The 13,279-nt window shown below is 67.4% G+C and carries 13 protein-coding genes; all 13 read left to right on the top strand.

Annotated elements, in window-relative coordinates:
* Positions 1-50: 50 nt before the first annotated feature.
* The 13 genes from alr (at position 51) to KF785_12330 (ending at position 13,124) form a co-directional block, all read left to right on the top strand.
* A complete protein-coding gene (gene alr, locus KF785_12390; protein MBX3147556.1) occupies positions 51-1,112 on the top strand; it encodes an alanine racemase in 1,062 nt (353 codons plus the stop codon).
* A complete protein-coding gene (locus tag KF785_12385) occupies positions 1,109-1,375 on the top strand; it encodes a DUF1844 domain-containing protein (GenBank protein MBX3147555.1) in 267 nt (88 codons plus the stop codon). Before alr ends, KF785_12385 begins: the two co-directional genes overlap by 4 nt.
* A complete protein-coding gene (locus KF785_12380; protein MBX3147554.1) occupies positions 1,372-2,544 on the top strand; it encodes a phosphopentomutase in 1,173 nt (390 codons plus the stop codon). The genes KF785_12385 and KF785_12380 overlap by 4 nt, the downstream gene beginning before the upstream one ends.
* A complete protein-coding gene (locus KF785_12375; protein MBX3147553.1) occupies positions 2,537-2,923 on the top strand; it encodes a cytidine deaminase in 387 nt (128 codons plus the stop codon). The genes KF785_12380 and KF785_12375 overlap by 8 nt, the downstream gene beginning before the upstream one ends.
* Positions 2,920-4,161: a hypothetical protein gene (locus tag KF785_12370; GenBank protein ID MBX3147552.1), complete on the top strand. Its 1,242-nt coding sequence runs from the start codon at positions 2,920-2,922 to the stop codon at positions 4,159-4,161. The genes KF785_12375 and KF785_12370 overlap by 4 nt, the downstream gene beginning before the upstream one ends.
* Before the next feature lies 1 nt (position 4,162).
* Positions 4,163-5,305 (top strand): hypothetical protein, encoded by a 1,143-nt coding sequence (locus KF785_12365; GenBank protein MBX3147551.1) that lies wholly within the window; start codon positions 4,163-4,165, stop codon positions 5,303-5,305.
* Between the two features lie 12 nt (positions 5,306-5,317).
* Positions 5,318-6,628: a tRNA (N6-isopentenyl adenosine(37)-C2)-methylthiotransferase MiaB gene (gene miaB, locus KF785_12360; GenBank protein ID MBX3147550.1), complete on the top strand. Its 1,311-nt coding sequence runs from the start codon at positions 5,318-5,320 to the stop codon at positions 6,626-6,628.
* Positions 6,628-6,909 carry a late competence development ComFB family protein gene (locus KF785_12355; protein MBX3147549.1) on the top strand — a complete coding sequence of 94 codons (282 nt, stop codon included), beginning with the start codon at positions 6,628-6,630 and terminating at the stop codon, positions 6,907-6,909. Before miaB ends, KF785_12355 begins: the two co-directional genes overlap by 1 nt.
* 72 nt (positions 6,910-6,981) lie before the next feature.
* Positions 6,982-9,255: a DNA internalization-related competence protein ComEC/Rec2 gene (locus tag KF785_12350; GenBank protein MBX3147548.1), complete on the top strand. Its 2,274-nt coding sequence runs from the start codon at positions 6,982-6,984 to the stop codon at positions 9,253-9,255.
* A 20-nt stretch (positions 9,256-9,275) separates the two neighbouring features.
* A complete protein-coding gene (gene fbp, locus KF785_12345) occupies positions 9,276-10,325 on the top strand; it encodes a class 1 fructose-bisphosphatase (protein MBX3147547.1) in 1,050 nt (349 codons plus the stop codon).
* Entirely contained in the window at positions 10,315-11,865 is a 1,551-nt protein-coding gene (locus KF785_12340; GenBank protein MBX3147546.1) for a methylmalonyl-CoA mutase, read from the top strand. Before fbp ends, KF785_12340 begins: the two co-directional genes overlap by 11 nt.
* Positions 11,862-12,521: a hypothetical protein gene (locus KF785_12335; protein ID MBX3147545.1), complete on the top strand. Its 660-nt coding sequence runs from the start codon at positions 11,862-11,864 to the stop codon at positions 12,519-12,521. Before KF785_12340 ends, KF785_12335 begins: the two co-directional genes overlap by 4 nt.
* Positions 12,522-12,608: 87 nt before the next feature.
* On the top strand, positions 12,609-13,124 hold the full coding sequence (locus KF785_12330; GenBank protein MBX3147544.1) for a DinB family protein: 516 nt from the start codon (positions 12,609-12,611) through the stop codon (positions 13,122-13,124).
* Positions 13,125-13,279: the final 155 nt, after the last annotated feature.

Here is a 13,279-nt window from a genome sequence, read left to right as displayed (position 1 = left end):
TGGCCGGTGTGCCGGCGGCATCCGTTCCGTCCTCTTCCACCCCAGCGTGCATGTCCGCCTCCGGTCCTTGGCTCGATGTCGATCTCGGGGCGTTGCTTCGTAACGCCCGCAGCTACGCCAAGACCATTGGCGTTCCGATCCTGCCCATGGTCAAGGCCAACGCCTACGGCCTCGGTGTCCTGCCGGTGGCCCGGGCGCTGGAGGCGATCGACCCCTGGGGCTTCGGGGTCGCGACCCTGGGTGAGGCGCGGCAACTGCGTCAGGCGGGCATGGGCCGCCGAATCATGGTGTTCGTTCCGTTCGTGCCGGAGCGCCTCGACGAGTACCTGGAACTCGACCTGCGCCCTGCGATTGGCAGCGTGCGGGGGCTCGATGCCTGGATGGGGGCCTCGGACCGTCCCTTCCATCTCGAGATCGATACCGGCATGGGGCGAGGTGGCTTCCGGTGGCATGACGACGCATCGCTGGCGGCGGCGCGTGAGCGGATCCAGGGCTCGAGTCGCTACGAAGGCGTCTTCATGCACTTTGCCGCCTCCGACACCTCCGAAGCGATGACCGTCGAGCAGGCCGATCGGTTCGACACAGTCGTCGCGGCGCTGGGTCGACCGGCCGTGGTGCATCTCGCCAACAGCGCGGCGGGACAGTGGGGTACTCGGTACGCAGGAACGCTCGCACGGCCGGGTATCTTCCTCTACGGTGGTCAGGCGGGCGCGCTGGTGCCGGAGCCGGTGGCGCGGCTGCAAGCGTTGGTGCATGCGGTCCGCCCCGTCCGCGCCGGCGACACCATCAGCTATGGAGCGACCCACACGGTTGCCGCCGACGGCGAGGTGGTGACCCTCGGGATCGGATACGCCGACGGCCTGCACCGCGCCTTGAGCGGCACAGGCCTGGTCGCCATCGGCGATGCCTCCTGGACGATCGCCGGGCGGGTCACCATGGATATGACGATGATCGTGACGCCCCGACAGACGGTGCGGGTCGGTCAGGTTGCCACGCTGTTCGGCGGACCGCTGCCGCTCGATGCGCAGGCGGCCCGGGCCGGTACCATCAGTTACGAGTTGTTGACCTCGGTCGGACCCCGGGTGGTCCGTCGCTACGGAGAGACCGCATGAACCCCCACTTTGCGTCCCTGGTGCTCGGTATTGCGCAGCAAGCTGAAGGGGCGATGAACGGTGCGCTGCCGCCCGGCGCCGAAGGCATGACCGGCGCGAATGCGCGGCAGATTGCCCAGGCGCTGATCGACACCCTTGGTATGCTGGCCGACAAGACCAAGGGCCGGCTCGAGGCTGACGAGGATAAGCTGCTGACCGACGCGCTCACCGCGCTCCGCTTCCGCTTCGTCCAGTCCGGTTCCGGCGCTCCGCCAATACAATGAGCCGCCGCGCGTTCCTGATCGTCCTCGACGGCCTTGGGATCGGGCCGTCGCACGACCAGGCGCGCTACGGCGACGCCGGCAGCAACACCCTGGGCAATGCGCTGGCGCAGGCCCCGGCAGGCTACCGGCTCCCCGAGCTCGAAGCCCTCGGCCTTGGCTGGTGCGCCCCGCTGGCCGGTGTTCCGGCGAGCCGCCCGCCGCGGGCGGCCTGGGGTACCGCACAGCCTGCCAGTGAAGGGAAGGACAGCACCACCGGTCACTGGGAGTTGGCTGGGCTCGTTCTGGAGAGGCCCTTTCCCACCTTTCCGGACGGCTTTCCCGACGCGCTCATCGCCGCCTTTGCGGAGGCGACGGGTCGGGGAGTGCTGGGAAACCGGCCCGCCTCCGGCACGGCCGTGCTCGATCAGCTCGGCGCGGACCACCTCGCGACGGGCAACTGGATTGTCTATACCTCCGCCGACAGCGTCTTCCAGGTGGCGGCCCACGAGGAGGCGGTGCCTCTGGCCGAACTGTACCGCGCCTGCGCGGTGGCTCGGGAGCTTTGCCAGGGGGAAACCGGGGTTGCTCGGGTGATTGCCCGCCCCTTTCGTGGGGTCCCGGGGGCTTGGGTTCGGACGGCTGACCGGAAGGACTACTCTCTCGCGCCGGTCGGGGTCACCCTCCTCGACCGGCTCGCGGCGGCCGGGGTGCCTCGGCTGGGCATCGGCAAAGTCGACGACCTTTTTGCCGGGCGGGGCATCCAGTCAGAGCATACTCCGACCAACCAGGCGGCGTACCGCCTGATCCACCGGGCATTGGCCGAGGTTCGGACCGGGTTTGTTTTTGCGAATGTGATCGAGTTCGATCAGACCTGGGGCCATCGGAACGACGTTCCTGGATTTCTGGCCGGCCTCGGCCAGCTGGACCAGGCCATTCCCGGTCTGCTTGGGGCCGTGCAAACGGATGATTTGGTTATATTTACGGCCGACCACGGGAACGACGCGACCACCCCGTCGACTGACCATTCACGGGAGCGGGTCCCGGTGTTGGCGTACGGGCCAAAGGTTCGGCCCGTGTCGATAGGTGAACGTGCCACGTTTGCCGACGTGGGACAGACGGTTGCCGACTTCTTGGGCGTTGCCCCGCTCCTGGCGGGGCGCTCGTTTCTCGGGGAGATCTGGAGTGGCTGATCGGCTGGTCGATGCGGCGCGTGCCGCGCGAGAGGCGGCCTATGCACCGTACTCGCGCTTCAAGGTCGGCGCGGCAATCGAGGTCGACGACGGCCGCATCTTCGTCGGGTGCAACGTCGAGAACGCCTCGTACGGCCTGACGATCTGTGCCGAGCGAGCCGCGGCGGCGCAGGCGGTCGGGGCCGGGGCGCGCCGGTTTGTGCGCATCGTGGTGGCAACGGACGTGGACCCGCCCGCCGCTCCCTGCGGAGCGTGCCGGCAGGTGCTCTGGGAATTCGGGACCGACCTCCAGGTGGAGGCCGTCGGTCCCTCATCGAGGAAGCAGTGGCACATGCGTGATCTACTGCCCGACGCGTTCGGGCCGGAGTCGTTGTCGTGAAGCGGGGTACTGTTGCGGCCGTGGGTCTGCTGGCGCTGGCGCTTGCCGGCTGCCAGGACCGGATCACGACGCCCGGGACGTGTCCTGATCTTTGCCCTGGTGATCCCATCGTGATCCGGGACACCACCATTCTCGCGATCCCAGGCGGCGACTCGACGTTCTTCGGGTATGCCGATCGATCGGATCGACTCGGCTTGCTGGTCTCCGACGGGCTCGAGGCCGGCGAGTACCGCGCCTTCGTGGCGTTCCCGCCCGTTCGGGAAGATTCGGTTCTGGTCGACAACATCATGGTGAAGCTCGAGGTCGACTCGGCCGCCGTGACGTTTCAGCTGCAGTCGCGAGACACCACGGCCACCGGCCTGACGCTCTACCTGCACCGGCTGCCGCTGGGAGCCGCAGACACGACCATCAGCTACGACAGTCTTCAGACCTTGCTGGCCAGCACGCCGGTTGTCGACAGCATCATGGTGCCCGATACGCTCAAGACCGGGCGGATTGGTGCGTACCTGACGGGCGACGAGATCGACAAGGTGCGCACCTCCGCTGCTGACAGCGGGCGGGTGGCCTTTGGCATCCGGCTTCGCGCCAGCAAACCCACCGGTGTGCGCCTTGGTGTGGACAATCTCGGCTCGACCAACGCGCCGACCTTCGAGTATCGCGGCCGGGTCGACGTGGCCGACACGTCCAAGCGCCGTCAGGCGTCCCTGGTGCGGCCTGCCGACATCGCTGCCTTTGGCTATGTCGGCACCGTCGATCGGTCGATCGGCGCCAATCCGGACTTGCTCTACCTTGGCGGCCCGGCCGTGGGTCGGGGTCTGATCCGGTTTGCGATTCCGGCAGCCATCAAAGACTCGGCGGAAATCGTGCGCGCCACCCTGGAGTTGACCCCGGCGCTGCCTCTTCTCGGGCTGCCGAACAATCTGTTCGGCGACAGTGTCTCGGTTCGCGGCATCGTGGCCGATCTCGGCGCCAAATCGCCGACCCTGAATCAGGGCAACCTGGTGTGGGCCGGGCGGCTGCGTGAAGGCACTACGACGCCTGTTTCGATCGAACTCACCGTGCTGGCCAACCAGTGGCAGTTGCCGGGTGGCCCGCCCACGGTCGTGTTCATCACGCATCTCGAAGAAGTGTATGGTGGCGGCTTCATGCAGCCGGTGTTCTTCTCGACGCGCTCGCCCACCGGCGCGCCGCGGCTGCGAATTACCTATGGTTTGCCGACCAATCCGGGGAGACCGTAGCATGCGTCGTGTGTTTCTGCTTGCGGCCCTGACTGGACTGGTGGCACCGGTGCTCGAGGCGCAGTCGTCGCAGTTCGGGGTTCGGGGCCTTGGGATTCCGCTTCGTCCCTATTCGCCGCGCTCGCTGGCCGCCGGCGGGGCCATTGCGCTGTTTGACCCGGAGTCGAGCACCAACCCGGCGGCGCTTGCGTCGATCACGCAGTTCACCTCGATGTTCAGCACCACCCAGAACTTCCGGACCTCCACCAACCCGTTCGGCACCGAGTCGGGGCGGGACAATCGCTTTCCGCAAATCCTGGCTGCCGGTCCGGTGGGAGGCACGCCGTTTGGCGTCTCGGTGAGCTTGTCCGGGTATACTGATCGGAGCTATACGCTCGGTACGGTGACGCGGGTCGAGTTGCGCGGACAGCCAGTCGACGTCTACGACACGCTGAGCTCACGCGGTGGCCTGTCGGACATCCGGATCGGTACCGGGTGGCAGGTGACCAACTGGTTCCAGGTGGGGCTTGGTCTGCACGCGATCACCGGTCTCAACCGGGTCGAGAATCGCCAGGCCTATTCCGATTCGTCGTATACCCCCGCGGGCGAGCGAACCGACCTCTCCTACCTTGGCGCGGGTGCCTCGGTTGGTGCGACGCTTCGGGTCCATCCCAGCATTGCGTTTGCCGGCGTGTACCGGAACGACGGTCACCTCCGGGTCGACCGCGACAGCACCCCGATGAGCCGGATCGATCTGCCCGTGTCCTGGGCCGTGTCGGGACGGTGGCAGCCCACCATGCGCTTTACCTGGGCAGCAACTTATCAGCAGAAGCAGTGGAGTGCCTCACGCGCCGACATCCTGGCGCAGGGCGGCATCGGTGCCGAGAACACCTACGAGATGTCGACCGGCATCGAGTGGCTTCGTGACACCCGCAATCCGCAGCATCGCGCGATTCGACTGGGCGGGCACTACGCCACCTTGCCGTTTCCGCTGCTGACCGGACGGCAGGCGCACGAGTACGGGATCTCGCTGGGAACCGGGGTTCGCTTTACCCAGGCCCGCGGCGGCCTCGACCTGGCAGTGCAGCAGCTCTGGCGATCCGATGGTGGCAGCTATACGGAGCGAGCGACGGTGGTCACGCTGGGTGTCTCGATCCGACCGTGAGGATCTGACGCGATGAAGCGGGTCTACATCGAGACCTACGGCTGCCAGATGAATGCCGCCGACACCGAGCTGATGTTCGGTGTGCTTGGTGAGCATGGGTACGATCGGGTCGACGATCCGGCGGCGGCCGACATCATGCTCGTCAATACCTGCGCGGTGCGGGATCATGCCGAGCAGCGCGTCGTGGGGCGGGTCGGGGAGCTGCAGCGCTACAAGCGGCCCGGGTCGGTGCTCGGCGTCGTCGGCTGCATGGCGCAACGACTCGGGACCGACCTGCTCGATCGGGTTCCCAAACTGGACCTGGTGGTTGGCCCCGATGCCTATCGCAACTTGCCCACTCTGATTCACGATGCCGAATCGGGCGTCCGTGGCGCCGATACCACGTTTCGCTCCTGGGAGCATTACGAGGATGTGCCCGCGGCCCGAGACGCCGGCCCCAAAGCGTTCGTCACGGTTCAGCGCGGCTGCGACTACAAGTGCACCTTTTGTATCGTGCCGACCACTCGCGGCCCGGAACGCAGCCGGCGGCTGGCCGACGTGGTGCGTGAGGTCGAGGTCCTGGCCGGATCCGGGGTGTCGGAAGTGACCCTGCTGGGGCAGACGGTCAACTCGTATCATGATGGCGAGTCGGACTTTGCGGCCCTGCTCCGTGCGGTCGGGGCGGTCGATGGCATCCGCCGCTTGCGCTTTACCAGCCCCTATCCGACCGACTTCACCCCGGTCGTGATTGCCGCGATGGCCGAGACGCCCGCGGTGTGCGAACATGTGCATCTGCCGGTGCAGAGCGGGTCGGACGCCGTGCTGCGGCGGATGCTGAGGCGCTACACGCGGGAGCGCTACCTCGAGGTGGTGCAGCAGCTGCGCGACGCCATTCCTGGCATGACCTTTTCAACCGATATCATCGTCGGCTTCCCGGGTGAGACCGAGGAGCAGTTTGCCGAAACGGTGAGCCTGGTCGGCGAGGCGGGGTTCGACGATGCCTACACCTTCCGCTACTCGCCGCGAGACGGAACCCCGGCGACTCGGCTCAAGGATCATGTGCCCGACGACGTCTCGGCCGACCGGCTCGATCGGTTGATCGGGGTGGTTCGGGCCCAGTCGCGTCGGAAGAACCACGAGCGGGTCGGGACGGTACACGAGGTGCTGGTGGAGCAGCCGGCCAAGCGCGGCGGCATGCTGGCGCGGACTCGAACCAATCTGATGGTGCTGCTCGACTTGGGGCCCGAGTCGGTTGGTGAGTATCGGACGGTCCGCTTGACGGGCACGACAGGATCGACGTACACGGGGACAACGGTAGCTGGGCACTCTCTGGCGGTTTTGTGATGAAACTCAAGAATGCGGTCGAGGATCACGTGGTCGAGGCCTATGCGAGCTTGCGGCCGCATTTCCCCGAGTTCTGCGGCTGTGAAATGTGCCGCGCCGACGTGATCGTGTATGCGCTCAACCGGCTGCCGCCCCGGTACGTGGCGACGCTGGAGGGTGCGGTGGTCACCGAGGTGAGCCTGGACAAACAGCAGGGTCGCGCCTCGATCGACGTTGCCGTGATGGATGGGTTTCGCCGGGTCACCATGTCGCCGCGGTGCGGCAGCAGCACCTACGCCTGATAACGCGCTGATTTGATCCGCCGAATACCGGAATGGTACCCGGCAGCCAGGGGGAGCACGGTACTCTGAACCGTGCTCCCCATTCGTTTGCCGTCGCCGGCGGTGATCGGCCTGGCGACGTTTGTCACCGGCGTCGCGGCCGGGTTGCTGCGTTATCCTGTGGTCGGGCTGGCCGTCGGAACCGTCGGTACTGCCGGCGCGCTGGTCGCCTGGTTCGGTTATCGCCGATCCCACGCTGCGGTGCTGGGCGTCATCGTCGCGGCGGGGGCGGGACACGGCCACTTGGCGCGGCGTCTGGACGCAGGGCGTTGCGCCGAGCGGATGACCGAGGCGGCCTATCGGCTCGAGGTGCTGGTTCGGGAGCCGACGCCGTCCGGGCAGCTCGGCGCAGTCGAGCCGCAGGGTGCCGGGTGTGCCGGGGTCGTGATGGTGCGGCATCGCCAGGCCGACACGCTCTGGGCCGGGGCGCGCCTGGTGCTCGAGGGGAGCTGGCGGCCGCGTCGCAGTCTGTGGCGGGCCGGGGCGGGCGTTCTGGCCGTGCGCAGCGTCACGGTGCTCGACTCCACCGCCGCCGCCGGCTTCGAGGCCCGGCTCCGCAATCGCCTGCTACGCAGCACCGGCACGCTCTACGGGGGCAGGTCCGGGGTGATCCAGGCGCTGGTGCTTGGCACGCGGGGCACCATCGACCCGACGTTAGGCGATGCCTTCAGCCGTTCCGGGCTGGTCCACCTGCTGTCCATCAGTGGCTTCCATGTCGGGCTCGTCTGGGGCTGGGCCATGCTCATCTTGCGGGCAGGCGGCTTGGGCCGGCGAGCGCCGATCGGCGCGGCCATCGTCGTGGTCGGCTACGTCATCTTCGTCGGTGCCGAGCCGCCGGCCGTCCGCGCCTCGCTCCTGGCCATCGTGCTGGCAATCGAACGGCAGCGCCAGCGTAATCCGTCGACCGGTGCGCTCTTTGCGGCGGTCGCGTTCGGCGTGTTGCTGATCGACCCGTGGGCGGTCAGCAGCCTCGGTGCGTGGCTCTCCGTCACAGCGCTCTGGGGTGCGACTGCGGCGAGCCGCTGGAGCGATCGTGCGCTCGGGGCGAGCCAGTGGTCACGGGTGATCGCCGGATCGATCGGCGCCACGCTGGCGACGGCGCCGCTGACTGCCTGGGTTTTCGGCACCGTGCCCGTGGCTGGGGTGCTGCTCAATCTCGTCGCCATCCCGATGACCGCGTTTGCGGTGCCTGCCGTGATTGCGAGCCTGATCGTCGGGCCGGTGCTGCCGGCGGTTGCCGGGGCGTTTGCAGCGGGTGGCGGGACGCTGATGGCCGGACTGGAATACCTGGCGGTTCGTGGCGGTGGCGCGCCGGGCGCGGCGATGGTCTTCGAGGCCGGGCTCCGGCCGGCTCTGGTGGCTGCGGCTGTCGTAGCCGCGACGGTCCTGGTCTTCGGGAACCGTCAGACCGCGCGTGAGGCCGGCCGACGCCTGATCTGGATTGGGGCGGTGCTGGGCTCGCTTCATTCGCTGGCGGCGTGGCTTCCGGTGGCTCACACGGGGTCCCGGCTGACGTTACATTTTCTCGACGTCGGGCAGGGCGATGCCGCGCTGATCGAGACCCCGGCCGGTCGCTGGATGCTGATCGACGCCGGCCCGGCTGACCGCCAGTACGACGCGGGCCGGCGAGTCATCGTTCCGTACCTCAGGCGACAGGGTGTTCGCCGGCTCGAAGCCGTCTTCGTGTCCCACGGGCACCGGGATCACTACGGCGGACTCGAGGCTGTGCTCGACGCGATGCCCGTGGGCCGAGTCTTTGAGCCGGCCGTGCGGGTGCCGGATCAGGGCTACCTTGCGCTGCTCGACGGCATTGCGGACCGCGGTGTCAGCTGGTTGCCGCTCAGGGCCGGTGCGCGCCTGGCGATCGACGGCATTACCATCGAGGCGCTCCATCCGGATACGACGTGGAGCGACTGGGGCCTTGACCTCAACGAGGACTCCTCGGTGCTCCGCATTTCGGCGGGCGATTTTCAGGCGCTCTTTCCCGGCGATGCGGGGTTCCCGGTCGAGGAGGCGCTCGCAGAGCGACTCGGTCGGACGGAGCTGCTCAAGGTGGGGCATCATGGGTCCCGGACTGCCAGCGGCGAGGCATTGCTCGGTGCGCTGCGGCCGACGGTGGCGGTGATCAGTGTTGGGGCCGCCAACCGCTACGGTCACCCGACGCCCGAAGCGCTCGAGCGGCTGGCGGCTGCCGGCGCAGCCCTCTGGCGGACCGATCAGGACGGTACCGTCACCGTGCAGGTCGAGGACACATTCATGGTGATACGCGGGCGGCGAGGCCGGGCGACGTATCCGATCAACCCGTGACTTATCGAGGAACCCCTCGCATGGCGATCCATACCGGACCGATCGTGACGATCGAGCATTTCATTCTCGACCAGGAGCGCCGCTATCCGCAGGCGACGGGCGAGCTGTCGAATCTTCTGTACGACTTTGCGCTCGGGGCCAAGATCGTCGCGGCGGCCATCCGCCGGGCGGGCCTGGTGGACATCCTGGGTTCCGCGGGAAATACCAACGTACAGGGCGAGGAGCAGAAGAAGCTCGACGTGTACGCCAACGAAACGTTCCAGAACGTCATGGCGCACACCGGTCGGGTTTGTGTGATGGGATCGGAGGAGGACGAGGGTCTGATTCCGATTCCGGATGGATGGCCGCAGGGCAAGTACGCCGTGCTCTACGATCCTCTGGATGGATCGTCCAACATCGATGTCAACGCCGCGGTCGGCACCATCTTCAGTGTCTACCGGCGTAAGTCGCCCGAGGGCCCCGGCACCATGGACGATGTGCTGCAGCGTGGCGCCGAGCAGGTGGCCGCCGGGTACGTGATGTACGGTTCCAGTGTGATGATGGTCTACACGACTGGGCAGGGAGTGCACGGTTTTACCCTCGACCCGACCATCGGCGAGTTCCTGCTGTCGCACCCCAACATTCGGATTCCCGAAGTCGGAGTGTACTACAGCGTCAACGAGCGGAACTTCGGACGCTGGAGTCGCGGCATTCAGCAGGCTGTGCGCGCCTTTCACGGTGATACGCCGGAACGGATCGCCGGGAAGAACAGCCGATACATCGGGTCGCTGGTTGCTGATTTCCACCGCAACATGCTGGCGGGCGGCGTCTTCCTGTATCCGGGAGACACCAAGAACGTCAACGGCAAGCTGCGGCTCACCTACGAAGCCAATCCGATGGCCTTCATTGCGGAGCAGGCGGGGGGCGCGGCGACGAACGGAGTCGATCGGATTCTCGACATCGAGCCGGCGACGCTGCATCAGCGCACTCCGCTGGTGATCGGATCGAGGCAGGACGTGCAGTTCGTCTCGGACGTGCTGGCCGAAACGGCGGCGGAGATGCAGGCGGCGGAGGCCGGGCGTGGGCAATAGTCATCCCGGCTTGCTTCCGGTCGATCCGGTGGTCGGTCCGGATGCGTGGTCCGGAGACGTCGGCGCTCCGGGGCGCTGGCCCTACCTGCGCGGTGTGCAACCGACGATGTATACCGGCCGCCTCTGGACCATGCGGCAGTATGCCGGGTTTGGCACGGCCGAGCAGACGAATGCACGGTTCCGTCTGCTGCTGGATGCCGGGCAGACCGGTCTCTCGACGGCCTTCGACCTGCCGACGCAGATGGGCTACGATTCCGACCATGCGATGGCGGCGGGAGAAGTCGGACGGGTTGGGGTCGCCATCGATTCGGTCGACGACCTGGCGGTGCTCTTCCGCGGCATTCCGCTCGACAAGGTTTCGACCTCGATGACCATCAACGCGACCGCGGCCATCCTGCTCGCGATGTACATCGTGGTTGGCGAAGAGCAGGGCGTCGCTCCGCAGGCATTGTCTGGTACGATTCAGAACGATGTCCTGAAGGAGTACATCGCGCGCGGAACCTACATCTATCCTGCGGAGCCTTCCCTTCGGCTGATTACCGACATCTTCCGGTTCGTGGCCGATCAGGGGATGAACTTCAATCCGATTTCGATCAGCGGCTACCACATCCGCGAGGCGGGGGCCACGGCGGTGCAGGAGGTCGGCTTCACGCTGGCCAACGCGCTGGAGTATGGGCGCCGGGCAATTGCGGCGGGCATTCCGATCGAGCGCTTCGGGCCTCGGCTCTCGTTCTTCTTCGCGGCGCATAACGATCTGTTCGAAGAGGCGGCCAAGTTCCGGGCGGCGCGGCGGCTCTGGGCCAAGGTGGCGCGCGATCGACTGGGCGCCGACGATGCCACCTCCAAGCTGCGGTTTCACACCCAGACCGGCGGCGTGACGCTGCAGGCGCAGCAGCCCCTCAACAACGTGGTGCGCGTCACGGTGCAGGCGCTGGCGGCCACGCTGGGCGGCACTCAGTCGCTGCACACGAATGGCTACGACGAGGCGCTGGCGCTGCCGACGCAGCAGGCCGCCACGCTGGCCCTTCGGACGCAGCAGATCATCGGGTACGAGTCGGGGCTCGATCGGACCGTCGATCCGCTGGCGGGGAGCTACTATGTCGAAAGCCTGACCGACCGGATCGAAGCGGCGGCGCTGGCGCTGATCGACGAGATCGACGCGATGGGCGGCGCCGTTGCGGCGGTGGAGTCGGGATTCTACCAGGACCGGATTGCCGAGGCAGCGTATGAACTCCAGAAGGCGCAGGACGATGGCCGGGTAACCGTCGTCGGGGTGAATCGCTTTGCCAGTGATGAGCCGCCACCGGTCATCGAAACGCCGAATTTTCCGGCCCTCGAAGCCGAGCAGAAGGCAGCCGTCGCGGCCGTGCGCGGCAAGCGGGATGCCTCGGCGGTCGCGACGGCGCTCGAGGCGCTGGGTCGGGCCGCCGCCGGCTCCGACAGTCTGATGCCGCGAATCATCGAGGCGGTCCGCGCCCGCGCCACGCTGGGCGAAATCAGCGACACCTTGCGCGGCGTCTGGGGGACCTACCAGCGGTGAGCGAGCGTCGGCCTTCCCACCAGGCGCACCGGATCACGGTCACCCGGAGCGCGAGGTACTACACGCTGGGCGATCCGCAAGGCGCCGACGAAGTCTGGGTCGTGCTGCATGGCTACAGCCAGCTGGCCGCAACCTTCCTCCGCTGGTTCGAGCCGGCGGCGGCGCCTCACCGCGCCATCATTGCGCCGGAAGCCTTGTCCCGCTCGTATTACGATGAGACAACGGCCAGGCGGGTCGGCGCGTCGTGGATGACCAAGGAGGACCGCGAGGCGGAAATCAGCGACTACGTCCGTTATCTGGATGAACTGGCTGATCGGGTGCTCGGCACGATTCCGCCCCGGGCTCGGCTCGAGGTGCATGGCTTCTCGCAAGGCGCCGCGACCGCCAGTCGTTGGGCCGCGCTCGGTCGGCATCCTGTCGATCGGCTGGTGCTCTGGGGCGGTCTGGTGCCGCCCGATCTTGACCTCGAGCGGCTGCGAATGGGCCTGCGGGGGGGCTCGATGGTGCTGGTGTCGGGCACGACCGACCGCTATGTCTCGCCCGAAGCGCTGCGCAACGAGCAGGCCCGCCTGACCGGGGTCGGCCTCGCGGCGACGTCGCGTTCCTTTACCGGGGGGCACTCGGTCGATCGCAGCACCCTGGTTGCGCTTGCGTAGGCTGTTTGCCGCGGAGGCGGCTCATGTTTCCCCGCATCTGCCCGTGGGACCGTTGATGGCCTGACCAGCAACTGAAGGGAGAGACCCATGGAGAGTCGTTGGCTCGCAGCGGTGCTGGCGCGGGATCTGGACACCTGGCGTCACGAAGTCGAGGCGTTTCCCGATGAGGCCAGCCTCTGGGTGGCGCCGCCTGGCGTGTCGAATTCCGCGGGAACGCTCACGCTCCACATTGCGGGCAACCTTTGCCACTTCGTTGGCGCAGTGCTCGGTCAGACAGGCTACCTGCGAAATCGGGAGTATGAGTTCGCCGCCCGGGACGTGCCGCGCGCCGACCTCCTGGCCGCGCTGGATCAGGCCAAGGCCGCGGTCGAAGAGACGTTAGGCGGCGCCCGGGCGGTCGACCTGAATGCGCTGTACCCCGAGACGATCGCCGGCCGCTACCGGATTCGCACCGGCGACTGGCTCGTTCACCTCGTCTCTCACTGCGGGCTTCACCTGGGGCAGGTGGGCTATCTGCGCCGGATCATTACTGGCGAGAACAAGGCCGTCACCGGCGCCGGGATCACGACCCTCGCCACGCTCGTGCCCGCCGAGTCCGCCTGAACGTTCGGTCGCCGAGGTGGTCAGTTCGCCCGGTGTCGGTATGCAGGGCATCTCCCCAAGCAGGTCGGCCAGGATCCGGCCGACCTGCTCTGTTTCCAGCAGGAATGCGTCATGGCCCAGGATCGAGGCAATCTCGTGATAGGGCACGCCCGCTC

It is taken from the genome of Gemmatimonadales bacterium (assembly GCA_019637315.1).
In the GTDB taxonomy this organism is placed as follows: domain Bacteria; phylum Gemmatimonadota; class Gemmatimonadetes; order Gemmatimonadales; family GWC2-71-9; genus SHZU01.
This window is presented reverse-complemented; position numbering and strand designations above follow the sequence as displayed.

What these genes read in the sequence shown, in the direction of transcription:
- alr (MBX3147556.1), top strand. Translation starts at nt 51, where the DNA reads ATGTCCGCCTCCGGTCCTTGGCTCGATGTCGATCTCGGGGCGTTGCTT.
- KF785_12380 (MBX3147554.1), top strand. Translation starts at nt 1,372, where the DNA reads ATGAGCCGCCGCGCGTTCCTGATCGTCCTCGACGGCCTTGGGATCGGG.
- KF785_12330 (MBX3147544.1), top strand. Translation starts at nt 12,609, where the DNA reads ATGGAGAGTCGTTGGCTCGCAGCGGTGCTGGCGCGGGATCTGGACACC.
- KF785_12355 (MBX3147549.1), top strand. Translation starts at nt 6,628, where the DNA reads ATGAAACTCAAGAATGCGGTCGAGGATCACGTGGTCGAGGCCTATGCG.
- KF785_12365 (MBX3147551.1), top strand. Translation starts at nt 4,163, where the DNA reads ATGCGTCGTGTGTTTCTGCTTGCGGCCCTGACTGGACTGGTGGCACCG.
- miaB (MBX3147550.1), top strand. Translation starts at nt 5,318, where the DNA reads ATGAAGCGGGTCTACATCGAGACCTACGGCTGCCAGATGAATGCCGCC.
- KF785_12385 (MBX3147555.1), top strand. Translation starts at nt 1,109, where the DNA reads ATGAACCCCCACTTTGCGTCCCTGGTGCTCGGTATTGCGCAGCAAGCT.
- fbp (MBX3147547.1), top strand. Translation starts at nt 9,276, where the DNA reads ATGGCGATCCATACCGGACCGATCGTGACGATCGAGCATTTCATTCTC.